The sequence below is a fragment of the Streptomyces sp. NPDC047117 genome (assembly GCF_040643545.1).
Classification (GTDB): domain Bacteria; phylum Actinomycetota; class Actinomycetes; order Streptomycetales; family Streptomycetaceae; genus Streptomyces.
This window is the reverse complement of record NZ_JBEYUN010000025.1, coordinates 5,174-31,421: the sequence shown is the minus strand read 5'-3', so window position 1 is coordinate 31,421 and position 26,248 is coordinate 5,174. Positions and strand designations below refer to the sequence as shown.

General features: G+C 71.8%; 18 protein-coding genes and 3 pseudogenes. 13 read left to right on the top strand and 8 right to left on the bottom strand.

Going from position 1 to position 26,248, the window contains the following annotated elements:
• Positions 1-27 precede the first annotated feature (27 nt).
• Positions 28-1,035, bottom strand: a complete 1,008-nt coding sequence (gene iolC / locus ABZ840_RS33610; protein ID WP_361566477.1) for a 5-dehydro-2-deoxygluconokinase — start codon at positions 1,033-1,035, stop codon at positions 28-30.
• Between the two features lie 294 nt (positions 1,036-1,329).
• On the opposite strand from iolC, the gene ABZ840_RS33605 reads away from it, so the two are divergent.
• The 5 genes from ABZ840_RS33605 (at position 1,330) to ABZ840_RS33585 (ending at position 6,874) form a co-directional block, all read left to right on the top strand.
• Positions 1,330-2,250 carry a sugar phosphate isomerase/epimerase gene (locus ABZ840_RS33605; protein WP_361566475.1) on the top strand — a complete coding sequence of 307 codons (921 nt, stop codon included), beginning with the start codon at positions 1,330-1,332 and terminating at the stop codon, positions 2,248-2,250.
• A 431-nt stretch (positions 2,251-2,681) separates the two neighbouring features.
• On the top strand, positions 2,682-3,701 hold the full coding sequence (locus ABZ840_RS33600) for a Gfo/Idh/MocA family oxidoreductase (RefSeq protein WP_361566472.1): 1,020 nt from the start codon (positions 2,682-2,684) through the stop codon (positions 3,699-3,701).
• 269 nt (positions 3,702-3,970) lie between these two features.
• On the top strand, positions 3,971-4,831 hold the full coding sequence (locus ABZ840_RS33595) for a sugar phosphate isomerase/epimerase family protein (protein ID WP_361566469.1): 861 nt from the start codon (positions 3,971-3,973) through the stop codon (positions 4,829-4,831).
• A 4-nt stretch (positions 4,832-4,835) separates the two neighbouring features.
• The gene (locus ABZ840_RS33590; RefSeq protein WP_361566466.1) at positions 4,836-6,254 is read left to right on the top strand and encodes a sugar porter family MFS transporter; all 1,419 of its coding nucleotides are present in this window, start codon (positions 4,836-4,838) and stop codon (positions 6,252-6,254) included.
• Between the two features lie 413 nt (positions 6,255-6,667).
• On the top strand, positions 6,668-6,874 hold the full coding sequence (locus ABZ840_RS33585) for a MerR family transcriptional regulator (RefSeq protein WP_361566464.1): 207 nt from the start codon (positions 6,668-6,670) through the stop codon (positions 6,872-6,874).
• 139 nt (positions 6,875-7,013) lie between these two features.
• Here ABZ840_RS33585 and ABZ840_RS33580 read toward each other — a convergent pair whose 3' ends face one another.
• Entirely contained in the window at positions 7,014-8,054 is a 1,041-nt protein-coding gene (locus tag ABZ840_RS33580; protein ID WP_361566461.1) for a LacI family DNA-binding transcriptional regulator, read from the bottom strand.
• A 241-nt stretch (positions 8,055-8,295) separates the two neighbouring features.
• On the opposite strand from ABZ840_RS33580, the gene ABZ840_RS33575 reads away from it, so the two are divergent.
• The 3 genes and pseudogenes from ABZ840_RS33575 to ABZ840_RS33565 all read left to right on the top strand — a co-directional run.
• Positions 8,296-9,297 carry a Gfo/Idh/MocA family oxidoreductase gene (locus ABZ840_RS33575; RefSeq protein ID WP_361566458.1) on the top strand — a complete coding sequence of 334 codons (1,002 nt, stop codon included), beginning with the start codon at positions 8,296-8,298 and terminating at the stop codon, positions 9,295-9,297.
• Positions 9,240-9,620: pseudogene (locus ABZ840_RS33570) on the top strand (hypothetical protein); the annotation flags it as partial. The gene ABZ840_RS33575 and the pseudogene ABZ840_RS33570, both read left to right, overlap by 58 nt.
• 136 nt (positions 9,621-9,756) lie before the next feature.
• Positions 9,757-9,990: pseudogene (locus ABZ840_RS33565) on the top strand (sulfite exporter TauE/SafE family protein); the annotation flags it as partial.
• Between the two features lie 201 nt (positions 9,991-10,191).
• On the opposite strand, the pseudogene ABZ840_RS33560 reads toward ABZ840_RS33565, so the two are convergent.
• Positions 10,192-10,599, bottom strand: a pseudogene (locus ABZ840_RS33560) (VTT domain-containing protein); the annotation flags it as partial.
• A 369-nt stretch (positions 10,600-10,968) separates the two neighbouring features.
• Here ABZ840_RS33560 and ABZ840_RS33555 point away from each other — a divergent pair.
• Positions 10,969-11,202 carry a heavy-metal-associated domain-containing protein gene (locus tag ABZ840_RS33555; RefSeq protein ID WP_052866971.1) on the top strand — a complete coding sequence of 78 codons (234 nt, stop codon included), beginning with the start codon at positions 10,969-10,971 and terminating at the stop codon, positions 11,200-11,202.
• Positions 11,203-11,206: 4 nt separating this feature from the next.
• Positions 11,207-13,564: a heavy metal translocating P-type ATPase gene (locus ABZ840_RS33550; RefSeq protein ID WP_361566454.1), complete on the top strand. Its 2,358-nt coding sequence runs from the start codon at positions 11,207-11,209 to the stop codon at positions 13,562-13,564.
• 691 nt (positions 13,565-14,255) lie between these two features.
• Here the strand turns inward: ABZ840_RS33550 and ABZ840_RS33545 are convergent.
• The 5 genes from ABZ840_RS33545 to ABZ840_RS33525 form a co-directional block, all read right to left on the bottom strand.
• Entirely contained in the window at positions 14,256-15,545 is a 1,290-nt protein-coding gene (locus tag ABZ840_RS33545) for a citrate synthase (RefSeq protein ID WP_361566451.1), read from the bottom strand.
• Positions 15,546-15,722: 177 nt separating this feature from the next.
• A complete protein-coding gene (locus tag ABZ840_RS33540) occupies positions 15,723-17,966 on the bottom strand; it encodes an ATP-dependent RecD-like DNA helicase (RefSeq protein ID WP_361566448.1) in 2,244 nt (747 codons plus the stop codon).
• Between the two features lie 411 nt (positions 17,967-18,377).
• A complete protein-coding gene (locus ABZ840_RS33535) occupies positions 18,378-19,280 on the bottom strand; it encodes a sugar phosphate isomerase/epimerase family protein (protein ID WP_361566445.1) in 903 nt (300 codons plus the stop codon).
• The gene (locus ABZ840_RS33530) at positions 19,277-20,401 is read right to left on the bottom strand and encodes a dihydrodipicolinate synthase family protein (RefSeq protein WP_361566442.1); all 1,125 of its coding nucleotides are present in this window, start codon (positions 20,399-20,401) and stop codon (positions 19,277-19,279) included. The genes ABZ840_RS33535 and ABZ840_RS33530 overlap by 4 nt, the downstream gene beginning before the upstream one ends.
• Positions 20,402-20,421: 20 nt before the next feature.
• Positions 20,422-21,573, bottom strand: a complete 1,152-nt coding sequence (locus tag ABZ840_RS33525; RefSeq protein WP_361566439.1) for a Gfo/Idh/MocA family oxidoreductase — start codon at positions 21,571-21,573, stop codon at positions 20,422-20,424.
• Positions 21,574-21,857: 284 nt separating this feature from the next.
• Here ABZ840_RS33525 and ABZ840_RS33520 point away from each other — a divergent pair, with 284 nt between their 5' ends.
• The 3 genes from ABZ840_RS33520 (at position 21,858) to ABZ840_RS33510 (ending at position 25,294) form a co-directional block, all read left to right on the top strand.
• Positions 21,858-22,988, top strand: coding sequence for a LacI family DNA-binding transcriptional regulator (locus ABZ840_RS33520; protein WP_361566436.1), 1,131 nt, complete (start codon positions 21,858-21,860; stop codon positions 22,986-22,988).
• Positions 22,989-23,020: 32 nt separating this feature from the next.
• Positions 23,021-24,226, top strand: coding sequence for a helix-turn-helix domain-containing GNAT family N-acetyltransferase (locus ABZ840_RS33515; RefSeq protein WP_361566433.1), 1,206 nt, complete (start codon positions 23,021-23,023; stop codon positions 24,224-24,226).
• Positions 24,227-24,484: 258 nt separating this feature from the next.
• Positions 24,485-25,294, top strand: a complete 810-nt coding sequence (locus tag ABZ840_RS33510; protein WP_361566430.1) for a sugar phosphate isomerase/epimerase family protein — start codon at positions 24,485-24,487, stop codon at positions 25,292-25,294.
• Positions 25,295-26,248: the final 954 nt, after the last annotated feature.

Here is a 26,248-nt window from a genome sequence, read left to right as displayed (position 1 = left end):
CCGCGCGGGCGGTGTGCGGCGGTGTGGTCAGCGCTCCGCGAGGAACGCTTCGACCTCGGAGGTGGTGGGCATGGCCGAGGAGCAGGCCAGGCGGGCGGCGACGATGGCGCCGGCGGCGTTGGCGTACCGCATCATGCGCTCCAGGTCCCAGCCGGAGAGCAGGCCGTGCACGAGGGCGCCGCCGAACGAGTCCCCCGCACCGAGGCCGTTGACGACCTCCACGGGGGTGGGCGGCACCTCGGCGGTGCGGCCGTCGCGGTGCACGGCGAGCACGCCCTTGGGGCCCTGCTTGATGACGGCGAGTTCGACGCCCCTGTCCAGGAGCGCCTGGGCGCAGGCCTTCGGGTCGCGCACTCCGGTGGCGACCTCGGCCTCGTCGACGTTGCCGACCGCTACGGTGGCGTGCGCCAGCGCCGCTTCGTAGTACGGCCGCGCGTTCGCCATCGCCTGCGCACCGGTCTCGCCGCCGTCACCGGAGGCGCCGCCCTGGCCGCCCCAGAACATCGGCCGCCAGTCCAGGTCGAAGACGGTCGGCCCGGACTTGGCGCGGGCCTCCAGGGCGGCGAGCGTCGCGGAGCGGCTGGGCTCCTCGCACAGGCCGGTGCCGGTGATCCAGAAGACGCGCGCGGCGCGGATGGCGTCCTGGTCCAGCTCTTCGGGGCGGATGACCAGGTCGGGAGCCTTGGGCCGGCGGTAGAAGTACAGCGGGAAGTCGTCCGGCGGGAAGATCTCGCAGAAGGTGACCGGGGTCGGGTACTGCGCGACGGGGGTCACCCAGCGGTCGTCCACGCCGAAGTCGCGCAGCGCGTTGTGGATGTACGTACCGAAGGGGTCGTCACCGGTGCGGCTGATCACGGCGGTCCGGCGGCCCTGACGGGACGCGGCGACCGCGACGTTGGTGGCCGAGCCGCCCAGGAACTTCCCGAACGTCTCCACCTCGGCCAGCGAGACACCCGTCTGCAGCGGATAGATATCCACTCCGATGCGGCCCATGGTGACCAGGTCAAAGCGGCCGGTGTCGGTCGGCTCGGTCATGTGCGCCCCTTCGATTCGCCCGGTGCCGGCTGTCGGCTCCGGCCAGGTCGGCTCCGACCACAGGTCTAACGGGGCAACTCAATCCCTGTCAACAGTTTGTCCTTACATTCTGACGTCGGCGATGCAATGATGACGGAGTCACCCGGGGAGCCGCTCGGAGTTACAAAGTCCTTAAGTCCTTATGTCAGGACGAAGTCTTGACAGGTTCGGCACGCCGATGAAGGCTGAGCGCACCACAACCCCACTCCATCCCTTCCCCCGGTCATCGCCGACCGGCGAGAGGAGAGCCGCACCATGTCCGTACCCAGCGCGAACGTTCCCCGCCTGGACCGGCTCCGCGTCGGATCGGCACCCGACTCCTGGGGCGTCTGGTTCCCCGAGGACGAGCAGCAGGTGCCCTGGGAACGCTTCCTGGACGAGGTCAGCGAGGCCGGCTACGAGTGGATCGAGCTGGGCCCGTACGGCTACCTGCCGACCGACCCTGCCGTACTGCACGCCGAGATCGCCAAGCGTGACCTGAAGGTGTCGGCCGGCACGATCTTCACCTCGATGCACCGCGGCCCCGACGCCTGGGACGCGACCTGGCAGCACGTCAGCGAGGTGGCCACGCTGACCAAGGCGATGAACGCCCACCACCTTGTCGTGATCCCGTCGTTCTGGCGCGACGACAAGACCGCCGAACTCATCGAGCCGAACGAGCTGACCACCGAGCAGTGGAAGCACCTCACCGGCGGCATGGAGCGGCTCGCGAAGCAGGTACGCGACGAGTTCGGCCTGGACATCGTCGTGCACCCGCACGCCGACACCCACATCGACACCGAGGAGCACGTCGAGCGCTTCCTCGACGGCACCGACTCGGACCTGGTCAACCTCTGCCTGGACACCGGCCACTACGCCTACTGCGGCGGCGACAACGTCAAGCTGATCAAGACGTACGGCGAGCGGATCGGCTACCTCCACCTCAAGCAGGTCGACCCCGACATCCTGGCCGACGTCCAGGCCAACGGCACCCCCTTCGGGCCCGCCGTGAAGCAGGGCGTGATGTGCGAGCCACCGCTCGGCGTACCGGCCCTGCCGCCCGTCCTGGAGGCCGCCCAGGCCCTGGACGTGGACCTCTTCGCCATCGTCGAGCAGGACATGTACCCCTGCCCGCCCACCCAGCCCTTCCCGATCGCCGAGCGCACCCGCCGCTTCCTGCGCTCCTGCGGCGCCTGACCCGCCCCACCCCGAGCCCATGACCTCGCCCCGCATGATCACGCCGCGCATGACCCCGCCCCGCACCGAATACGCCCTGCGGAACGGGTACGCCTAGGCGCGGTGGAGCACGTCCCGCCCGGCGGAGCGCGTTCCGCCCGGCGCGGCGTGTGCGCTCAATGCGCTCAAAATGCGGCGCGTGTGCCCACGGGCCCGTGTGCCTACGTAGGCACGCACGTCCAATGCGGTGTGCATGCATGTCCAGGGCGGTGCGAGTGCCCACGTGCGGCATGCGCGTCCAGTGCGGCGTGCGTGGTCGGTACGGCGGTGCGTGGCCAGTGCGTTCGTCCGCCGCGCCGCATCCTCTATCTCCGGCAACGATTACATAAAGTGATTCTACTCCCGGGGATCATCACAGCCTGTAGCTATCACTCGTAAGGATGAGGGACGACATGACTTCGTACGGGACGCTCGGGGTGGCGGTCATCGGCACCGGCCGGATGGGCTCGGACCACGTACGCCGCATCAAGAACGTCATCAGCGGCGCGCGGGTCGCCGCCGTGGTGGACATCGACGCCGACCGCGTGAAGGCCATCGCCGACGGCATCGACGGCTGTACGCCCTACACCGACCCGGCCGCCGCGATGGACGACCCGGCGGTCGACGCCGTACTGATCGCCTCCCCCGGCCCGGCCCACGAGGCAACCCTGCTCGCCGCGTTCGAGCGGGACCTGCCCGTGCTCTGCGAGAAGCCGCTGACGCCGGACGCCGCCTCCGCGCTGCGCGTGCTGGAGGCCGAGCAGAAGCTGGGCCACCGCCGCGTCCAGGTCGGCTTCATGCGCCGCTACGACGCCGACTACATGAAGCTCAAGGCGCAGTTGGACCAGGGCGCTTTCGGCCGGCCGCTGATGCTGCGCAACAAGCACCGCAACCCCACCGCCCCGCCCGGCTTCACCAACTCGATGATGATCAATGACTCCGCGGTGCACGAGATCGACGTGACCCGCTGGCTGCTGGAGGAGGAGATCACCGCCGTCCGCGTGCTCTTCCCGAAGCCCACCGACAAGGCCCCCGAGGGCCTGAACGACCCGCAGCTCATCCTCTTCGAGACCGCCGCCGGCCACGTCGTCGACACCGAGCTGTTCGTCAACTGCGGCTTCGGCTACCAGGTGCAGTGCGAGGCGGTCTGCACCGACGGCACCGCCCGTGTCGGTGACGACCGCGGCGTGTTCACCAACACCGCCAACGGCTGGGGCGGCGCCATCGACCCCGGCTTCGAGGACCGTTTCGTCGACGCCTACGACCGCCAGGTGCAGCGCTGGGTGGACGCCACCCGCCGCGGCGAGGTCGAGGGCCCCAGCTGCTGGGACGGCTACGCCGCCGCCGTGGTCTGCGAGGCCGGCGTCCGCGCCCAGGAGACCGGCGAGCGCGTCGCCGTCGAGCTGATCGAACGGCCTGCTCTGTACCGCTGACCCGCACGTATTCCTTGTAGCGCTGACCCACACGTTTCCTTGTAGCGGTGGCCGCCACGTCCCTGTAGCGGTGACCGTCACGCCCCTTCATTGCGCTGACTGTCGCGACACCTCGTACCGCTGATCCGCCGGCCCCCGTAGGTGCCGGTGTTCGGACCGCCACCGTGGGGCTCCGTCGTGGGGCTCCGTCGTGGGGCTCCGTCATGGGCTCCCTCGTGGGGCCCCGTCCGGGCCCCGGCTTCTCCCGTACCTTGAAAGGCTGCCCTTCCGTGAAGATCGCCCTCGACCCCTACATGTTCCGGAACGTTCCGCTGCTCGAACTGCCCGGTGTCGTCGCCGAGCTGGGCTTCGAGTGGATCGAGCTGTCGCCGCGCGAGGACTTCACCCCGTTCTTCCTCCACCCGCGTGTGGACGACGGCACCGTGCAGAAGTTCCGCAAGGAGCTGACCGCGGCGGGTGTCGGCATCTCCTCCGTGCTGCCCCTGTACAGGTGGTCCTCCCCGGACGAGGACGAGCGGCAGGCCGCCGTCCGTTACTGGAAGCGGGCCATCCAGATCACCGCCGACCTCGGCGTGTCCGCGATGAACTCGGAGTTCAACGGGCGCCCCGAGAAGGCCGACACGAGTGAGGGCCAGTTCTGGCGCTCTCTGGAGGAGCTGCTCCCGGTCTTCGAGCGGGAGGGCATCACGCTCGCCCTGGAGCCGCACCCGGACGACTTCATCGAGGACGGCCACGCCGCCGTCGACATGATCCGCGGCATCAACAACCCGCTGGTGTCCTTCCTGTACTGCGCGCCGCACACCTTCCACATGGGCAACGACGCGCCGGGCATCCTGAAGCACGCGGGCGACCTGACCACCGCCGTCCACCTGGCCGACTCCTTCGACCACACCGGCTCCTCCGGGCTGCGCTACATCGTCAACCCGCCCGGTTCGGCCGTACGCATCCACCAGCACCTGGACATGGGCCAGGGCGAGGTCGACTTCGACGAGCTCTTCCGTGAGCTGGCCGCCAACGGCTTCGACGGCACCCTGGTCTCTTCCGTCTTCGCCTGGGAGGAGCGTGCGAAGGAGTCGTCACGCTTCATGCGGGCCAAGATCGACGAGTACGTCGCCCGCCACTGGAGCTGATCCCATGGTCGCCGCACCGACCGAACCGGACGCGCCCGTCCGCGAGGGTCAGGCCCCCGCCGTGACGGCAGGCCGCGCCAAGCGCTTCATCGTCGGCATCGCTGCCATTGCCGCCATCGGCGGTGCCATGTTCGGCTACGACACCGGAGTCGTCTCCGGGGCCCTCCCGTTCATGGAGGAGCACTTCGGGCTCACCTCGCTCGGCGAGGGCGTCATCACCAGCGCCCTGCTGATCGGCGCGGCCTTCGGCTCCCTCGCGGGCGGCCGGATGTCCGACCGGCTGGGCCGCCGCAACTCCCTGCTCTGGTCGGGCGCGGTGTTCATCGTGGGCGCGATCGCCGTCGCGCTCGCGCCCTCGGTCCCGTTCATGGTGGTGGCGCGCTTCGTCCTCGGCCTCGCCGTGGGCAGTGCGTCCGTCATCACCCCGCTCTATCTCTCGGAGATCGCCCCGCCGCACATCCGGGGGCGGCTGGTCTCCTTCAACTCCTTGATGATCGTCAGCGGTCAGCTGCTGGCGTACCTCATCAACGCGGTGCTCGCGCACTGGGAGGCGTGGCGCTGGATGCTCGGCCTGGCCGCGCTGCCCGCCGTCGCCCTCTTCGTCGGCCTGTTCTTCCTGCCGGACACCCCGCGCTGGTACATGAGCAAGGGGCGTACGGGGGAGGCGAGCGCGGTCCTGCGGCGCACCCTGCCGGCCGCTGAGGTGGACGACGAGCTGGCCCGCATCGAGCAGGCCCGAGCCCTGGAGACGAGCGCTCAGCGCGGCGCCTGGCAGGAGCTGCGTACCCCTTGGGTGCGTCGGCTTCTGCTGGTCGGGATCGGTCTGTCGATCGTCCAGCAGATCACCGGTGTCAACGCGGTCATCTACTTCGCTCCGAAGATCCTGCTGACCACCGGCCTGGGTACGAACGCCGCGATCACCGCCACGATCGCGGTCGGTGCGATCTCGGTCGTGGCCACGGCGATCGGGATGTCGTTGATCGACAGGGTCGGCAGGCGTCCGATGCTGCTCTGGGGGCTGACGGGGATGGCCGTGTCCCTGGCTCTGCTGGGCGCCTCGTTCCACCTCCCGAGGTCCGCCGGTGTCAGCTTCCTCGTGCTGGGCCTGATGGTGGTCTACATGGCCTTCATGCAGGCGACCTTGAACACGGGTGTGTGGCTGTTGCTCGCCGAGATGTTCCCACTGAAGGTGCGGGGGCTGGCCATGGGGGCCGCGGTGTTCGTGATGTGGCTGGTCAACTTCGCGGTCGCGCTGCTCTTTCCGGTGCTGCTGGACGCGGCCGGCGCCGCGGTCACGTTCTGGCTGTTCGGGGTGGCGTGCGTGCTGTCGCTGGTCTTCTGCAAGCGGTACGCGCCGGAGACCAAGGGCATGGCCCTGGAGGACCTGGAGCACGAGCTGCGCAGGGCGGCGGCGCAGACGTGACCCGGCTCGGCGCACCACGGGACGGGAGCGGGTTGAGAACGGGCTGAGAACGGGGTGGGGCAGGGCCGGGCGCGAGGGTTGCCCGGCCCTTCTCCGTATGCGAGCGTCCCCTCTCTCGTGTCCTTCGTGGGGCTCGCTCCCGTCCCTCGTGCGGCTCAGTCGTGGCCCTCGTGCGCGGCTTCCTCGCGTCCCTCGTGCGGCGATGCGGCTTCTTCGTACGGCAACAGCCGTCCGGGGCGCGTCACGGTCGTCACCGTTACGCGGGTCTTCCGTCACAGGCCCTCGACAGGCTGTCCCCGTCGCTCAAGGACCTCGTTGCACCAGGCACAGGCTGAGTGATCACCAAGCCGTACGCAGTTCCCCCGCGGGCTCCTTCGGGCCGCCCTGCGTACGGCCGAGGAGGTGCGCAGAACATGACCGACCGGAGGCTCTGGTCGTACAAGGAGATCGCCGCACACATCCGGGTCCAGCCGGACACGGTGCGCTCCTACCGGAAGCACGGGCTGCTGCCACCACCCGACCTCGTGGAGGGCGGGAAACCGTACTGGTTCGCCGACACCGTACGGGAGTGGGTGGCCCGCCGACCGGGTCACCGCGGCAGGCGCGACCGCGAGAGCTGAGCGCCCGGTATTCGTCCGCAGGCCCCGCATCGTCCGGTGCGGGGCCGTTCTATGCGTCCATTCGCCTCGAGGTGGGGCCCGCCGCCACGCCTCATTGCGGGCCGTTGCACGCGCCTCAGTACGGGCCGTGGCACGCGCCTCAGTGTGGAGCCGTTGCCGTGCCTCTGATCTCCAGGGTGGGTTCGACGAGTTGCCGTTCGGCCGGCCGGGACGGGTGGTCCATGCGCTCCAGGAGGCACCGGGCCGCCCGCCGGCCCACTTCGTGGCTGGCGTTGTCCACCGTCGTCAGCCACAGATGCCGGATCCGGGCGAGGTAGGTGTTGTCGCAGCCGATGAGGGAGAGGTCACGGGGTACGTCGAGCCCCAGTTCCTGCGCGGCGGAGAGGGCGCCGACGGCCGCGATGTCGTTGAACGCGAAGACGGCGGTGGGCCGTTCGCCGCCGCGCGTGCCGCCGAGCAGCCGTACGGCGGCGCGGTAGCCGCCTTCCTCCGTCGCGTCGCTGGGTGCCATCACGATGCCGCTTTCGAGGCCGTGCTCGCGCATCGCCGCTTCGTAGCCGTGGCGGCGCAGCGCGCCGACGCTGCCCTGGCCCATGAGGTGAGCGATCCGTCGGTGCCCGAGGGAGATGAGGTGCTCGGTGGCCAGTCGGGCGCCGCGCTCGTCGTCGTTGGCGACGGTGTCCACCCGGGGCAGCTCCGGGTCGTGGGTGCCGGCGACGACCGTGGGCAGCCGTCCGGCGGCCTCCGCGAGCGCGCCGGTGTCCGGCAGCGTGCCCACCGCGACGAGGCCGTCCACGCGCAGCTCGGCGAAGGCGCGGGTGAAGTCCTCGCCCGTCCGGCGGCTGAGGCGTCCGTCGGCCATCAGCATGCGCAGGCCGTGCTCGTGCAGTACGGAGTTCAGGCCGTCCAGCAGCTCCACGAACCAGGGGTTGCGCATGTCGTCGAGCAGTACGCCGACGGTGTGCGTACGGCGGGCCACGAGGCTGCGTGCGGCGGCGTTCGGCCGGTAGTCCAGCTCCCGGACGGCGTCCAGGACGGCGGCCCGCTTGGCGTCGCTGACCTGCGGCGAGCCGCGGAGTACGAGCGAGACCAGCGACTTGGAGACTCCCGCATGCTCGGCGACACTGCGGATCGTCGGCGGCCTTTCCAGCTTCCCGGCGAGCCCTTTGGACCGTTCCATAAGCTGAGATCCTTCCACCCGCTCCACAGCTCCGTCAATGGACGTCAGTGGACGCCGAAGGGACCCCGAAAGGCGACAACAGACGTCAGCGGACGGCCGGGAAACCCGGCCTCCGAGGGTTGACACGACTATGTAAGGACATGCAGGGTTCCGGAGCAGGAAGTTGGACCGTTCCAAAGCGGCATGCCGCCGACGCGGTCGTGCCTCCATCAGTCGTGCCTCCATCAAGGGAGTGGCAGCTATGAAGCTCGGACTCATCGGCACCGGCCGCATCGGCGCGTTCCACGCCGAGACCCTGAAGAGCGTCCCCGGCGTGCACGAGGTTGTCGTCGCGGACGCGGACACCACCCGCGCCCGTGAACTGGCGGACAAGCTCGACGTCCGGTCGGCGACCACCATCGAGGACATGTACGCGGACGGCGTCGACGGCGTGGTGATCACCGCCGCCACCAGCGCCCACGCCGCCCTCATCCACCAGGCCCTGGACCACGGCGTTCCGGTCTTCTGCGAGAAGCCGGTGGCGCTGGACGTCCCGGGCACGCTCAGCGTCGTCGAGCGCGCGGCGCACAGCCCCGCCCCCGTACAGATCGGCTTCCAGCGCCGCTTCGACGCGGGCTACAACGCCACCCGCGACGCGCTCCGCGCCGGCGAACTGGGCTGGCTGCACACCCTGCGCGCCTGCACCTCGGACCAAACGCCGCCGCCCGCCGCGTACATCCCCACCTCCGGCGGCCTCTTCCGCGACTGCTCCATCCACGACTTCGACATCCTGCGCTGGCTGACCGGGCGTGAGGTCGTCTCGGTCTTCGCCCAGGGCGCCAACAAGGGCGAGCCGTTCTTCGCCGACGGCGACGACGTCGACACCTGCGCCGCGCTGCTCCGCTTCGACGACGACACCCTCGCCACGGTCACCGCGACCCGCTACAACGGCGCGGGCCACGACGTGCGCCTGGAGGTCTGCGGGTCCAAGAGCGCCCGCTTCGTCGGCCTGGACGACCGTGCCCCGATGCCCACCGCCGAGGCCACGCTCTCCTGGCGGCAGGCCACCCCGTACGCGACGTTCATGGAGCGCTTCCACGCCGCGTACGTCACCGAACTGACGGCCTTCACAGAAGTCGCGGCGGGCCGCGCGGAGAACCCCTGCCCGGCCGCCGACGCCCTCGAAGCGCTCTACATCGCCGAGGCGTGCGAGCGTTCACGCCGTACCGGCGAGCCGGTCGCGCTCGCCGACGTCCGCGCCTGAGCCGCACCGTCACCGTGCTCGGCCTGGGGCTGCTCCCGCTGCTCACCCTGGTGGTGGCCGCGCTGCCGGCGGGCTTCTCCAAGACCGCACTCAGCGGGGTGGCCGCCGTCGGCGTGGCCCTGTTCGCCGCGGCGCTCCCCGCCGAGGAGTCCACCGGCGCCCTGCTGCCCCTCCTGCCGGCCGGCGACCTCATCGCCGTACGCGCCTACCGCCGGCACGCCGACCGCCCCGCCCTGCTCCGCCTCTTCCCGTCCGTCGCGGCGGGCGTCCTCCTCGGCGTCGCGTTCACGGCCGTCGCCGACGACACGCTCGTGCGCCGCACCATCGGCGTCCTGCTGCTCTCGATCACGGTCCACCACGTGTGGCAGCACGTAGGGCAGCGAGGACGGCGGCACGGGGGCGCGCCGATACCGGGCGGGGGTGCCGAGGAAGGCCGGGCTCATAGCCGGCTTCGCCACCATGGTCGCGAACGCGGGCGGTCCGGCGATGTCCCTGTACCTGCTCGCCCCAGGCCTCGGCATGCTCGGCTTTCTCGGTACGGCGGCGTGGTTCTTCTTCCTGGTGAACGTCTTCAAGCTGCCCTTCAGCGCCGGCCTGGGCCTGCTCGCCCCGGACGTCCTCCTGCTGGACGCCGTCCTGCTCCCCGGCGTCCTGCTCGGTGCCCACCTCGGCCGCCGCTGCATCCACCGCATCGGCCTGCCCCTCTTCACCCGGCTCACGCTTCTCCTCACCACTCTCGCCGGCCTCAACCTGCTCCGCCGACCGGGCCGCCGGGCGTCCCAGCGCCACGTGCTGCACCAGGGCCGTCGCGCCGCAGACGAGGGCGGAGAGGCCGATGCTCAGGGCCAGGGCGGGCACGAAGGAGCGGGTGGCGGTGGTGCCGAGGTAGCCGATGCCCACCGAGTACGACGCCCAGAGCGTCTCGGCGATGGCACAGCCGAGGAGGTAGCGGCGTACCGGGTACCGGACGAGGCCGGTGACGAGCGCCGCGGCGACCCGCCCTGCCGGGAGGAAGCGGACGCCGGCCACGAAGGGCACGCCGTACCGGTCGACGAGCAGGGCCGTCCGTTCCAGGAGCGCCCGGCGGCGCGGGCGGCGGTTCGCCCAGGCGCGTACCGGGCGGGCGAAGCGCCGCGCGGCCAGGTGGAGCAGCAGGTCGCCGAGGAGCGCGCTGCCGGCGACGACGGCGAGGACGAGGGCCAGGTGGAGGTCGCCGTCGGCGGCGAGGACGCCGGCCCAGGCGAGCAGGGCGGCGTTGGGCACCAGTGGTGGCGCGGTGGTCAGCGCCAGCAGTCCGTACATGGCGAGCGCGTTCACTGCGGCCCCGCCTCCTCCGCCCTGCGTCCCCTCCCCCGTGCGTCCCGAGCCCGTCATTTCCGGGCCGCTCGCGTCCTGTCCGAACCGATCCGGCCCTCTCCGAACCGATCCGGTCCCGTCCTTTCGAACCGTCCCGGTCCCGCCCTTCCGGACCGTTTCCGTCCCACCCGAACGGTTCCGGTCTCCTCCTGTCCGGTCCGGGCCTTTCCTGTCCTTCCAGACTCGTCCCGGGGCTGCCGGACGGCAATGTTTCCGGCGCGGTGGGAGGGTTTTGCTGTGTATACCCCATAGGGGTATACAGTGGACTCGGGAACCACGAAACACTCACCGTCACCCCGGCACAAGGAGAGTCCCATGACCGCACCGGCCGACCAGCCCGTCACCACCACCTACAAGGTCACCGGCATGACCTGCGGTCACTGCGAAGGCGCGGTGAAGGAGGAGATCTCGGAGATCGCCGGCGTCAGCTCGGTCGAGGCCGCCGCCGCGACCGGTCTCGTCACCGTCGTCTCACAGGCCCCGCTCGACGAGGAGGCCGTACGCGCCGCCGTCGACGAGGCCGGCTACGAGCTCGTGGGCCAGGCCTGATCCCATGCCGGACACCACGTCGCAGGCGCAGGTCGAGCTGGCCATCGGCGGCATGACCTGCGCCTCGTGCGCCGCGCGCGTGGAGAAGAAGCTCAACCGGATGGAGGGCGTCAGCGCCACCGTCAACTACGCGACGGAGAAGGCGAAGGTCGCCTACGACTCCGGCGTGGAGATCGCCGATCTCATCGCCACCGTGGAGCGGACCGGTTACACGGCGCGCGAGCCGGAGCCCGAGCCGCCGACGCCCGCCCCGGACTCGGACCTGGACTCGGACGACGCGCGCGCGGCCGGCTCCGAGGGCGACCCGGATCACGCGCTGTCGGCGCTGCGGCAGCGGCTGATCGTGTCGGCGGTACTCGCCGCGCCCGTCGTCGCACTGTCGATGATCCCCGCTCTCCAGTTCGACAACTGGCAGTGGCTCTGTCTGACGCTGGCCGCGCCGGTCGTCGTCTGGGGCGCGTACCCCTTCCACCGTGCGGCCTGGACGAACCTGCGGCACGGCGCCGCCACGATGGACACCCTGGTCTCCCTCGGCACGCTGGCCGCGTTCGGCTGGTCGCTGTGGGCGCTGTTCTTCGGGGACGCCGGGATGCCGGGGATGCGGCACGGCTTCGAACCGACGGCCCGCGCAGGGGACGGCTCCTCCGCGATCTACCTGGAGGCGGCGGCCGGCGTCACGGCATTCCTGCTTCTCGGGCGCTACCTGGAGGCCCGCTCCAAGCGGAAGGCGGGCGCGGCGCTGCGCGCCCTGATGGAGCTGGGCGCCAAGGACGTAACGGTCCTGCGGAACGGCCGGGAGGTACGGGAGCCGGTGGACCGGCTGGCCGTCGGCGACCGGTTCGTCGTACGCCCCGGGGAGAAGATCGCCACCGACGGCACTGTGCTGCAGGGCGCGTCGGCCGTGGACGCCTCGATGCTCACCGGCGAGTCCGTACCGGTCGACGTGGGCCCGGGGGACGCGGTGGCGGGCGCGACCGTGAACACCGCAGGCCGGCTGGTCGTCGAGGCCACCCGCATCGGCGCCGACACCCGGCTCGCGCGGATGGCGCGGCTGGTGGAGGACGCGCAGAGCGGCAAGGCCGAGGCGCAGCGGCTCGCGGACCGGATCTCCGCCGTCTTCGTGCCGGTGGTACTGGTGATCGCCCTCGCGACGCTCGTCGTGCGGCTGCTGGTGACGGGGGACGCCACCCTGTCGTTCACGGCGGCGGTCGCGGTCCTGATCATCGCCTGCCCGTGCGCGCTGGGGCTGGCCACGCCGACCGCGCTGATGGTGGGTACGGGCCGGGGCGCCCAGCTCGGCATCCTGATCAAGGGGCCCGAGGTACTGGAGTCCACCCGGCGGGTCGACACGGTCGTCCTGGACAAGACCGGCACGGTCACCACCGGGCGGATGAGCCTGTACGAGGCGGTCCCGGCGGCGGACACGGACGAGAAGACGCTGCTGCGGCTCGCAGGCGCCCTGGAGCACGCGTCCGAGCATCCGGTGGCCCGCGCCGTCGCGGAGGGCGCTCAGGAGCGCGTGGGGGACCTTCCCGCGGTCGAGCGCTTCGAGAACGTACCGGGCCTGGGCGTGCGCGGCACGGTGGACGGCCACGAGGTCGTGGCGGGGCGGGAACGGCTGCTGGCCGGGTGTCCGGACGCTCCGGCCCCCTCGGCCCCCTCGGCCCCCTCGGCCTCCTCGCCCCCCTCGGCCCCTGACGGCGGCCTCGAAGGCGCCGGCCTGCCCGCCGAGCTCGCCGCCGCCCGGGACCGCGCCGAGGCCGCGGGGCGTACGGCCGTCGTGGTCGCGTGGGACGGGCGGGCGCGCGGCGTACTGTCCGTCGCCGACACCGTGAAGGACGGCAGTGCGGAGGCGGTGACGCGGCTGCGGGCGCTCGGCCTGACGCCCGTACTGCTCACCGGCGACAACGAGGCCGTGGCGGCGAGCGTCGCCCGTGAGGTGGGCATCGCGGCGGACCAGGTGTTCGCCGAGGTCATGCCGGAGGACAAGGTCGCGGTCGTCCAGCGGCTCCAGGAGCGGGGCCGTTCGGTGGCCATGGTCGGGGACGGCGTGAACGACGCCGCCGCGCTGGCCCAGGCCGATCTGGGGCTGGCCCTCGGGACCGGTACGGACGCGGCCATCGAGGCCGGCGATCTCACGCTCGTCCGCGGGGATCTGCGCGTGGCGGCCGACGCCATTCGGCTCGCGCGGCGTACGCTCGGCACCATCAAGGGCAATCTGTTCTGGGCGTTCGGCTACAACGTCGCGGCGATCCCGCTCGCGGTGGCCGGGCTGCTGGACCCGATGATCGCGGGCGCGGCGATGGCGTTCTCGTCGGTCTTCGTGGTGACGAACAGCCTGCGGCTGCGGTCCTTCCGGTAGCGCCCGGCGCGAGGCCCCGGGAGGGACGTCCCGCGGGGGGTGCGACATTCCCGCCCCCGCCCGGAAATCCCGTGGGGTTCTTCACGGATTGGGGACCTTCACACAGTTCTCACAACCCGCACCGTACCCATACACTGGGGCCCCGATCTCCTGATCGGGGCCCTTGACCGTATTCGCCCGATATGGCAAGAGACCCAGATCACAGAGGTTCGGACGTAACCATTCGAGGGGGTCGTGAGTCTAACCGTGCAGTACAAGCACCCCGGCGGGGCTTGTACTCGACAACCGGACCGGTCTTGGGGGACTTCGTCCGGTTACGCGTAGCCGGGGCGACGTGCCCGGGGAGCTTTGAGCGGCCCTCCCGTACGTGCGCGTCCCGGCAGATCGCGTAAGGCAGTAGAGCAGGGTGCCCTCAATGGACGCCCGGACGGATCCCGTGGGGGGAATCCGAACCGGGAAAGGGAAGCGCCCCCCGCTCCGGACCCGTGGGGGGATCTGGAGCGAGGGGCGCTTTCCGCTTTCACGACACTTCCGCTGTCGCGACGCTTCCGCTGCCGCGACGCTTCCGCCATCACGACGCGGAGCCGCGGCCGTCGACCGGGCCCTGGCGGCCGGGGAGCCCGCACGGCTCGCGGCCGCCGCACGCAGGAGACCGGCCCGCCCTGCGGACCGGTCTGCGGAGCGTCCGGTGTCAGCGCTGCTCGACCGGGACGAAGTCGCGCTCGACCACGCCGGTGTAGATCTGGCGCGGACGGCCGATGCGGGAGCCCGGCTCCTTGATCATCTCGTGCCACTGGGCGATCCAGCCGGGGAGCCGGCCGAGCGCGAAGAGCACGGTGAACATCTCGGTCGGGAAGCCCATGGCCCGGTAGATCAGGCCGGTGTAGAAGTCCACGTTCGGGTAGAGCTTGCGCTCGACGAAGTAGTCGTCGGCCAGCGCGTGCTCCTCGAGCTTCAGCGCGATGTCCAGCAGCTCGTCGGACTTGCCGAGCGCGGAGAGGACGTCGTGCGCCGCCGCCTTGATGATCTTCGCCCGGGGGTCGAAGTTCTTGTAGACGCGGTGCCCGAAGCCCATGAGCTTCACGCCGTCTTCCTTGTTCTTCACCTTGCGGATGAACTCGTCGACGTTGCCGCCGTCGCGCTGGATGCCCTCCAGCATCTCCAGCACGGACTGGTTGGCGCCGCCGTGCAGCGGGCCCCACAGCGCGTTGATGCCGGCGGAGATCGAGGCGAAGAGGTTCGCCTGCGAGGAGCCGACCAGGCGCACGGTCGACGTCGAGCAGTTCTGCTCGTGGTCGGCGTGCAGGATCAGCAGCTTGTCCAGGGCGCTGGTGACGACCGGGTCCAGCTCGTACTCGGCGGCGGGCACCGAGAAGGTCATGCGCAGGAAGTTCTCGACGTAGCCGAGGTCGTTGCGCGGGTAGACGACCGGGTGGCCGACCGACTTCTTGTACGCGTACGCCGCGATCGTCGGCAGCTTGGCCAGCAGGCGGATGCTGGAGAGGTACCGCTGCTGCTCGTCGAACGGGTTGTGGCTGTCCTGGTAGAAGGTGGACAGCGCGCTGACGACCGAGGACAGCATGGCCATCGGGTGGGCGTCCCGCGGGAAGCCGTCGTAGAAGCGCTTGACGTCCTCGTGGAGCAGCGTGTGGTACGTGATGTCCTGCTTGAAGGACGACAGCTCATCGACGGTCGGCAGCTCGCCGTTGATGAGCAGGTACGCGGTCTCGATGAACGAGCTGCGCTCCGCGAGCTGCTCGATCGGGTAACCGCGGTACCGGAGAATGCCCGCTTCACCGTCGAGATAGGTGATCGCGGATTTATACGCGGCCGTATTGCCGTAACCGGAATCCAGGGTCACCAGACCGGTCTGTGCGCGCAGCTTCGAGATGTCGAAGCCCTTGTCGCCGACGCTGCTGTCGACGACCGGGTAGGAGTATTCGCCGTCCCCGTAACGCAGTACTACAGAGTTGTCGCTCACGTCATCCCTCACCGACGTTGTGCCTCTTCTTCGAGGTGCCCTGACTGCCTATACCTTCCCCCATTTGGACCTTGCCTGTGCACTCGGGGTCGGCCATAGGGCCTTATCGCGGCACTCAGTGCCGCCCAGCTGCCCCATCTTGCTCCCCTTCGCCCCAAAGGGGAAAGGGGTGACACCTCACATCGTGCCGCCAAGCCGGTGATCCAGCGCGGTGTGCCTGCGACCCGCCGATATCGTCCGCACCGCTTGGCCCAGGGCCCTCCGGGACCCCACCAGCACCACCAATCGCTTTGCCCGGGTAACTGCCGTATAGAGAAGATTGCGCTGCAGCATCATCCACGCCCCTGTCGTGACAGGAATCACCACTGCCGGGTACTCACTTCCCTGCGAACGGTGGATCGTCACCGCGTACGCGTGGGCCAATTCGTCCAGCTCGTCGAAGTCGTACGGCACCTCCTCGTCCTCGTCGGTACGGACCGTCAGCCGCTGCTCCTCGACGCTCAGGGCCGTGACCACTCCGACCGTGCCGTTGAAGACGCCGTTGCGGCCCTTCTCGTAGTTGTTCCGTATCTGGGTGACCTTGTCGCCCACACGGAAAACGCGGCCGCCGAAACGGCGCTCGGGGAGGTCGGGACGGGCCGGGGTGACCGCCTGCTGCAGGAGGCCGTTCAGCGCCCCGGCACCGGCCGGACCGCGGTGCATCGGGGCCAGCACCTGGACATCCCGGCGGGGGTCCAGGCCGAACTTCGCCGGGATCCGCCGGGCCGCCACGTCGACCGTCAGCCGCCCGGCCTCCTCGGTGTCCTCCTCCGGGAAGAGGAAGAAGTCCGCCAGCCCGGTCGTGACCGGCGGCGTGCCGGCGTTGATGCGGTGCGCGTTGGTCACCACGCCCGAATGCTGTGCCTGCCGGAAGATCCGGGTCAGCCGTACGGCGGGCACCGGGCCGCCCTCCGCGAGCAGGTCCCGCAGCACCTCACCGGCCCCCACGGACGGCAGCTGGTCGACATCGCCCACGAGGAGCAGGTGGGCGCCCGGGGGCACGGCCTTGACCAGCTTGTTGGCGAGCAGGAGGTCCAGCATCGACGCCTCGTCGACCACCACCAGGTCGGCGTCCAGCGGGCGGTCCTGGTCGTACGCGGCGTCCCCGCCGGGCTTCAGCTCCAGCAGCCGGTGCACCGTGGCGGCCTCCGCGCCGGTCAGCTCGGAGAGCCGCTTGGCGGCCCGCCCGGTCGGCGCCGCCAGCACCACCTTCGCCTTCTTGGCGCGGGCCAGCTCCACCACCGAGCGGACCGTGAAGGACTTGCCGCAGCCGGGGCCGCCTGTGAGCACCGCGACCTTCTCGGTCAGCGCCAGCTTTACGGCCGCCTCCTGCTCGGGCGCGAGCTGCGCTCCCGTGCGGTCCGCGAGCCATGCCAGCGCCTTGTCCCAGGCGACGTCGCGGAAGGCCGGCATCCGGTCCTCCTCGCTGCGCAGGAGCCGCCGCAGGCGCCCGGCCAGGGACAGCTCGGCGCGGTGGAAGGGGACCAGGTAGACGGCCGTCACGGGGTCTCCGCCGTCCGGCGCGGGCACCGTCTCCCGTACGACGCCCTCCGGGTCCGCCGCCAGCTCCGCCAGGCACTCGATCACCAGGCCCGTGTCGACCTGGAGCAGCTTCACGGAGTCGGCGATCAGCTGCTCCTCGGGGAGGAAGCAGTGCCCCTGGTCGGTGGACTGGGACAGCGCGTACTGCAGGCCTGCCTTCACCCGGTCCGGGCTGTCGTGCGGGATGCCGACCGACTGGGCGATGCGGTCGGCGGTCAGGAAGCCGATGCCCCAGACGTCGGCCGCGAGGCGGTACGGCTGGTTGCGTACGACGGAGATGGAGGCGTCGCCGTACTTCTTGTAGATGCGCACCGCGATGGAGGTGGACACCCCGACGCCCTGGAGGAAGACCATGACCTCCTTGATGGCCTTCTGCTCCTCCCAGGCCGCGCCGATCATCTTCGTCCGCTTGGGGCCGAGCCCCGGCACCTCGATGAGCCGCTTCGGGTCCTGCTCGATGACGTCGAGGGTGTCCGTGCCGAAGTGCTCGGTAATGCGGTCGGCGATGCGGGGGCCGATGCCCTTGATCAGGCCGGAGCCGAGGTAGCGGCGGATGCCCTGGACGGTGGCGGGCAGGACCGTCCGGTAGTTCTCGACGGTGAACTGGCGGCCGTACTGGGGGTGGGAGCCCCAGCGGCCCTCCATGCGCAGCGATTCACCGGGCTGGGCGCCGAGGAGCGCGCCGACGACCGTCAGCAGGTCGTTGCCACCCCGCCCGGTGTCGACGCGCGCGACGGTGTAGCCGTTCTCCTCGTTGGCGTAGGTGATCCGCTCCAGGACGCCTTCGACGACGGCAAGTCCTCCGGGATGTCCGGGCCCTCCCCCGTGCGATCGCTGCATGGTCCGACGGTACCGCCGGGGTCGGACACGGCCGGGACCCTGTGGAAAACCCCGTTCCGGTCCGCACGGCCGGTGCCTGAGCGGTCACTTCGAGGGGCCCGGCGCTGCCGGGCCCCTCGATTCCCCCCTCGGGTTCCCCCTCCACATCGGCGCCCGGTCATCCCCCCGGATTCCCCCCACGGGCACTGATGCCCTGTACGACCCTCCACGGGGCGGAACGGTTGCGTCGTTCCGCTCCTCTTTCGGCGCAGTTCTTGTCACGGTCCGCGCCCGTACGCACGGCGCACACGGCGCGTTCACCGCCGACACGAGCCCCGCGTGCGCCCCGGCTGCTCACGGGCCGCCGCGGGTCCCGCCGACGGCGGTGCGTGTCGCGTCTCTGTCACGTCTCCGACAGGGCGGCGGTGCCCGTCACGTCTCCCGCAGGGGGCTGGTGCGCGTCACGTCTCCGGCAGTACGTGTCTTCGGCAGTACGTGCTTCCGGTAGCGGGCGATCACCTCGGCCAGCACGTCGGCCCCGTCCCGCGCCCACAGGGCCGGGTTGAAGATCTCGACCTCGATGGGCCCGGTGTGCCCCGCCGCCTCGGTCCGCTCGCGGAACCACCGCAGGTCCACCGCGCCGTCCCCGAGCTGACCACGGCCCAGCAGGACGCCTTCGGGCAGCGGCGTCACCCAGTCCGCGAGCTGGAACGCCGCGAGCCGTCCGCCGCGCCCCGCCCGGTCGATCCCCGCCCCGGCCGTGTCGTCCCACCACAGGTGGTACGTGTCCACGACCACCCCGACCTGCTCGGCGGGGAACCGTTCGGCGAGGTCCAGCGCCTGGGCGAGCGTGGAGACGACACAGCGGTCCGACGCGTACATCGGGTGCAGCGGTTCGATCGCCAGCCGTACGCCCCGCCCCGCGGCGTACGGGCCCAGCTCGGCCAGTGCCTCGGCGACCCGCTCCCGGGCACCCCGCAGGTCGCGGCTGCCGGGCGGGAGCCCGCCGGACACCAGGACGAGCGTGTCCGTGCCGAGCGTCGCGGCCTCGTCGACGGCGGCACGGTTGTCGTCCAGCGCCGCGGCGCGCTCTTCGGGGGCGGCGGCGGTGAAGAAGCCGCCGCGGCACAGGCTGGTGACGGTCAGTCCGGCGTCCCGTACGAGCTTCGCGGCCGCCTCGACGCCGTACTTCTGTACCGGCTCGCGCCACAGCCCCACGTGGCGCAGCCCGGCCGCCGCGCAGCCGTCCGCGAGCTCCGGGAGCGACCACTGCTTGACGGTCTCCTGGTTGAGGCTGAGGCGCGCGAGGTCGTCCTGCGCTCCGGGGCCGGTCATGCGTCTCCTCCGAGGACGGCGGTCAGCTTCGCCATGCGGTGGCGGGCCAGCTCGGGATCGGGGAACAGGCCCAGCCCGTCGGCCAGTTCGTACGCCCGGCGCAGGTGCGGCAGGGAGCGGGCGGACTGCAGGCCGCCGGCCATCGTGAAGTGCGACTGGTGGCCCGAGAGCCAGGCGAGCAGGACGACGCCGGTCTTGTAGTAGCGGGTCGGCGCTTCGAAGAGGTGCCGCGACAGCTCCACCGTCGGGTCCAGCACCTTGTGGAACGCGGTGGTGTCCCCCGTGTCGAGCAGTCGCACCGCCTCGGCGGCCAGCGGCCCGAGCGGGTCGAAGATGCCCAGCAGGGCGTGGCTGAAGCCGCGTTGATCACCGGCGATCAGTTCGGGGTAGTGGAAGTCGTCCCCCGTATAGCAGCGCACTCCGTCCGGGAGGCGGCGGCGGAGCGCGACCTCACGGTCCGCGTCGAGCAGCGAGACCTTCACGCCGTCGACCTTGTCCGGGTGCTCCGCGATGATCTGCAGGAACGTCTCGGTGGCCGCGTCGAGGTCGTCGCTTCCCCAGTAGCCCGCCAGCGCCGGGTCGAACATCGGCCCGAGCCAGTGCAGGATGACCGGCTCGCTGCTCTGCCGGAGCAGGTTGCCGTACAGCTCCCCGTACGCCTCCGGGCCCGTAGCGGCTGCCGCCAGCTGCCGTGAGGCCATGAGGATCGGCTGCCCGCCGGCCTCCTCGACGACGGCGAGCTGTTCCTCGTAGGCGTGGCGTACGTCCGACAGGCCCGCGCCGCCGGGCGCGAGCTGGTCGGTGCCGACGCCGCAGGCGATCCGGCCGCCGACGGACCGGGCCTCGGCGGCCGACCGCCGGATCAGCTCTGCGGCGGCCGCCCAGTCCAGGCCCATGCCGCGCTGCGCGGTGTCCATGGCCTCGGCGACCCCCAGGCCGTGCGACCAGAGGTGGCGGCGGAAGGCGAGCGTGGCGTCCCAGTCGAGGACGGCCGGCCCGTCGGGGGTGGTGTCGGCGTTCGGATCGGCGACCACGTGCGCGGCGGCGAAGACGGTACGGGAGGTGAAGGACGCGGCCCCTCGGGGTGCGGCGTTCACAGGGCCTCCTGGTGCGGCGTTCACAGGGCCTCCTGGTGCGGCGCTCACAGGCTCAGCTCCGGTACGTCCAGGCGGCGCCCCTGCTCGGCCGAGCGGATGCCCAGCTCGGCCAGTTGTACGCCGCGGGCGCCGGCCATGAGGTCCCACCGCCACGGCTCGTCGAGCACCACGTGGCGCAGGAAGAGCGACCACTGCTCCTTGAAGCCGTTGTCGAACTCGGCGTTGTCGGGCACCTCCTGCCACTGCGTCCTGAAGTCCTCCGTGGCCGGCAGGTCCGGGTTCCAGACCGGCTTCGGGGTCGCCGAACGGTGCTGGACCCGGCAGCGGCGCAGACCGGCGACGGCCGACCCCTCGGTGCCGTCCACCTGGAACTCCACCAGCTCGTCCCGGTTGACGCGCACCGCCCAAGAGGAGTTGATCTGCGCGACCGCGCCACCCTCCAGCTGGAAGATCCCGTACGCGGCGTCGTCGGCGGTGGCCTCGTACGGCTTCCCGGCCTCGTCCCAGCGGCGCGGGATGTGGGTGGCCAGGTGGGCCTGGACGGTGCGCACGGGCCCGAACAGCTCGTGGAGCACGTACTCCCAGTGCGGGAACATGTCCGTCGCGATGCCGCCGCCGTCCTCGGCCCGGTAGTTCCACGAGGGGCGCTGCGCCTCCTGCCAGTCGCCCTCGAAGACCCAGTAGCCGAACTCCCCCCGTACGGACAGGATCTTCCCGAAGAAGCCGCCCTCGACCAGCCGCTTCAGCTTCAGCAGGCCGGGCAGGAAGATCTTGTCCTGGACGACGCCGCTCTTGATGCCGGCCTCGCGGGCCAGGCGCGCCAGTTCGAGGGCGCCGGCCAGCCCGGTGGCGGTGGGCTTCTCCACATAGAGGTGCTTGCCGGCGGCGATCGCCTTCTTGACCGCCTCCTCCCGTGCGGCGGTGACCTGTGCGTCGAAGTAGACGTCGATGCTGTCGTCGGCCAGCACGGCGTCCAGGTCGGTGGTCCACTCCGTGAGGCCGTGCCGGTCGGCGAGGGCCGCGAGCTTGTGCTCCGCGCGGCCCACCAGGACCGGTTCGGGCCAGATCACCGTGCCCCCGCCCGCGTCCAGGCCGCCCTGCTCGCGCAGGGCGAGGATCGAGCGGAGCAGGTGCTGGCGGTATCCCATACGCCCGGTCACGCCGTTCATGGCGATCCGTACGGTCTTGCGTGTCACAACCCGACCCCTCACATCAACCGGTGGTACCTGTCGCGGCCCACGTGGTCCGCGAACGGACAGCGCACGGGAAAGCGCGGCCGGACGCGTGCGCGGGCACCCCGCGACGTTCGGTCGGCGGTGCCGGACAGGCACGGGCACGCATGGACGCCCAGCGTTCGGAGATGCTCACCCCGTCCGCATAGAAAGCGCTTTCCATCGCGAGAGAAGCTAGCCTGCGACGCGAGACGCCACAAGAGGGGCGACGCCGTGCGTGGCGCCGCGGGACGGGACGGGGAGCGATCATGACCGTGACACTGGCGGACGTCGCCGCGCGGGCGGGAGTCTCGGCGGCCACCGTCTCGCGCGTGCTGAACAGCAACTACCCGGTGGCCGAGGCCACTCGCGACCGGGTGCTGCGGGCCGTCGCCGAGCTGGAGTACGTCGCGAACGGCCCGGCCAGCGCGCTCGCCGCGGCCACCTCCGACCTGGTCGGCATCCTCGTCAACGACGTCGCCGACCCGTTCTTCGGCGTACTCGCCAGCGCCGTGCAGGCCGAGATGAGCGACGGCGGCGGGCCCGGCGGCGAGAAGCTGGCCGTCGTCTGCAACACCGGCGGCTCCCCGGAGCGCGAGCTGACGTACCTCACGCTGCTGCACCGGCAGCGGGCCGGCGCCGTGGTGCTGACCGGCGGCGCCGTCGAGGACCCCGGCCACACGGCGGCGCTGGCGGCCCGTATCGCCCGGCTGGCCGCGGCGGGCACCCAGGTCGTGCTGTGCGGCCGCCCGCCCCTGCCGGCGGAGGCGGCCGCTGAGGGCCGCGCGGCGGAGGCGCCGGCGGCGAACGGGCGGCGGGCGGGCGGCCGCGCGGCGGCACGTGCCGTGGGGGCCGGGCCCGCCCCGCTGACCGTCGCGTTCGACAACCGGGGCGGCGCGCGGGCGCTGACGGAGCATCTGCTCGAACTGGGCCATCGCCGTATCGGCTGCGTCGCCGGTCCCGCGCGGCTCACCACCACCCGGCACCGGCTGGAGGGCCACCGCGCCGCACTCGCCGCGCACGGCGTCGAGGACGTCTCCGGCCGCACGGTGCACGGCGCCTACGACCGGGCTTCGGGGTACGCGGCGGCGCACGAACTCCTCCGGCGGGACGACCGGCTGACCGCCGTCGTCGCGGCCAACGACACGGTCGCGCTCGGCGTCTGCGCGGCGCTGCGCGAGCGCGGGCTGCGGGTGCCCGAGGACGTCTCGGTCGCCGGTTTCGACGATCTGCCGTTCAGCGCGGACGCGGCACCGGCGCTGACGACCGTCCGGCTGCCGCTGGGCGACGCCGGGGCGCTGGCCGGCCGACTGGCGATGGGCCGGGAGCCGGCGCCGTCAGCCGGCATGACGCTGCTTTCATCCGAATTGGTGATACGCAATTCGACGGCTCCGCTCTAACCTTGACTCAGTCAAGGTTTTTGGGGGATGCCATGACCGTCCAGGAATTCCGTTGCTTCAACCGCTTCTACACCAATCTCATCGGCGCGCTCGATTACGGCCGCCACCTGTACAGCCCGTACACCCTCACCGAGGCCCGCCTGCTGTACGAGCTGGCCCACACCGAGGAGCAGGTGGACGCCGCGGACCTGCGGGTGACGCTCTCCCTGGACGCCGGGTACCTCAGCCGCCTGCTCGGCAAGTTCGAGGAGCGCGAGCTGATCACCCGCGGCCGCTCGGAGCAGGACTCGCGCCGCCGGCGCATCGCCCTCACCCCGCACGGCCGGGAGGCGGCGTCGGTGCTGGAAGAACGGTCCCAGGAGACTGCGGGCCGGCTCCTGGACAAGGTGCGGGACCGGGACCGCGCCCGGCTGACGGAGTCCATGGCGACCATCCGCGAACTCCTCGGCGACACAGTCGGGGAGCGGGGGCAAGAGCGAGGCCAAGCCCGGACGCGGGGCCAAGTCCATGAGCGGGAGCAGGAGCAGGGCCGGGAGCGGGAGCGGGGTCGGGGGGATGGGCCCGGGGGTGGGGCGGGGGCCCGGCCTGTTGCCTCCGGTCGTGTGACGTTGCGGACCACGCGTCCGGGTGACCTGGGCTGGATGGTGCAGCGCAACGCCGAGCTGTACGCACGGGAGTACGGCTTCGACCTCTCCTACGAGGCGCTGGTGGCCCGCATCGTCGCCGATTTCGCCGCACACTTCGCCCCCCGCTGGGACCGTGCCTGGATCGCCGAACTGGACGGCACCCGGGCCGGACAGGTGCTGTGCGTGCGGGACGAGGCGGAGGGCGCCGCGGAGGACTCGCACGGGGAGGGAGCGGAGGGGGACGGCACAGGCAGGGAGGACGGCTCGGGGCACGCGGCCGGGGGCGGGGGCGCGGAGGGCGCGGAGGGTGAGGGGACGGGCCGGATACGCAGGGCTCGGCTGCGGTTGTTGCTCGTGGAGCCGGAGGCTCGGGGGCACGGCATCGGCGAGCGGCTGGTGGCAGCCTGCACGGACTTCGCCCGGGAGGCCGGGTACGACGAGCTGGTGCTGTGGACCAACAGCGTGCTGACGTCCGCCCGGCGGATCTACGAGCGGGCCGGGTTCGAGCTGGTCGCCGAGCGGCCGCACCACAGTTTCGGGCAGGACCTGGTGGGGCAGGACTGGCGTTTGCCTCTGCGAGGGGGCCGGACGGCGGTGCCGGGGGACCTGTGAGGGAGCCCGGACGGCGGTGCCGCGCGCCTCTGTGAGCCCGGACGGCGGTGCCGGAAGGGTGGGTGACGAGGTACCGGGTACCGGTGAGTGCCAGAGGCAGAAAAGCTGGGAGCAGAAGGCTGCGAGCCGGGAGCTGAGAGCTGGGAGCAGAAGGCTCAGAGCTGGTAGCTGGAGGCAAGACTCTCGGGGGAACCGGAGCTTGCTGGGGTTTCTGGAAGTGCCGTCTCGAAGTGCTGCGAAAGGTAGGGCTGTAGGGCTATGCGATTCGCCTTCTCGACGCTGGGCGTACCCGGGATGCCGGTGCGCGACGTGATCCGGCTGGCCGTCGACGCCGGGTACCACGGAGTGGAGCTGCGCGCCCATCCGGAGGAATCGGTGCACACGGGGCTGGGCGCTCAGGAGCGTGCCGAGGTGGCCCGGGAGTTCGCGGACGCCGGGGTGGAGATCCTGACCGTCGCCGGGTACGCCAAGGCCGCCGAGGCCCAGGACGAGGCGGGTGAGGCGGCGCTGGCCGACGAGCTGGCGGGGCTGGTCGGACTGGCGGCTGACCTGGGCGCCTCGTACGTACGGGTGTTCCCCGGCGGGGGCGACCGGCCGGCCGCGGAGGCCGACGCGGACGCCGCCCGCAGGCTCGGGGCCGTCGCTCCGCTCGCCGCGGACCGCGGGGTGACCGTGCTGCTGGAGACCCACGACTCGCACCGCACGGGGACTGCGGCGGCGCAGGTGCTCGGGCCGGTGGGCCACGGGTCGGTCGGGGCGCTGTGGGACGTGATGCACACCTGGCTGGGCGGCGAGGACCCGACCACCACGCAGGCCGTGCTCGCGCCGCATCTGGGCTACGTCCAGGTGAAGGACATCGCCTCGGCCGAGGACAGGACGCCGCTGCCGCTCGGCGCCGGGGTGCTGCCGCTGGCCGACTGCCTGGGGGTGCTGGTCGGGGACGGCTGGGACGGGTGGCTGTGCTGGGAGTACGAGAAGCGGTGGTACCCGTCGGCGGCCCCGCTCCCCGACCTGCTCCGCGCCGGCCGGGAGCACCTGGAACACCTGCTGGAGGTGGCCGGGAAGTGAAGTGAAGTCAAGTGCGGCGAAGTAGGGCCGCGGGGCGTACGGAACGACGGTCGGGCAGGCGAGCAGGCCCCGGCCGAGCTGCGTCGGGGCCGGGGTGCGGCGAGGCCCGGCTGAGCAGCGCCGAGGCGGAGCGTCGGGGCCCGGCCGGGCTGCGTGGGGGCAGGGCGGCTGAGCAGCGCCGAGCGGGGCGGCGGGACCCGGTGAGCTGCGTCGGGGCGGGGCAAGCGAGGGCCGGTTGAGCGGTGTCGGAAGGGGGTGGCTGGGGCCGGGGGAACCGGGTGACAGGAGCCGGGGGAACCGGGTGACAGTGGTCGGTGAAAGCCGGGGGCGGGGGCCCGCGGAAACGGGTGCTAGTTCCACCGAGTGTCAGTGGTACCAATCCGTACCAATCTGGCGGCATGGGGGCGTTCCGGGGAACCCAGCGCGTCGTCGGTCCGTCACAACGACGTGCTGCCGGTGAGTCTCCGCAATGCGGTGTCGGCCTCGCTGCTGGCTGCGTCGCTGACCACCCTCTCCACCGCCTGCGGCCGGCAGCACACCGCCACCGGTGCACCCCCCTCCTCACGCGCCGGTGGCGGATTCCCCTCCGGCCGGAGCCACCCCCGGCTCCGGCCGTAGCGGCCCCTCCCAGCCCGGCGGGGAAAGGTCCCCAGGCGGCTTCGCCCTGCCCCGCCACACCCCCGTCCCGTCCGGCGGCCTCCCCGGGCCGTCGTCGCAAGCCACCCGGCTCTCTGGCGCAAGGCTGCCCGGAGCTCTGCCGCAAGCCCCCCGAAGCTCCGCCGCGAGCCGTCGAGAGGGCTGCCCCGCTCTCAAGCCCCCCGAAGCTCCGCCGCGAGCCGTCGGGAGAGCTGCCCCGCGCTCAAGCCCCCCGAAGCTCCGCCGCGAGCCGTCGGGAGAGCTGCCCCGCGCTCAAGCCCCCCGAAGCTCCGCCGCGAGCCGTCGGGAGAGCTGCCG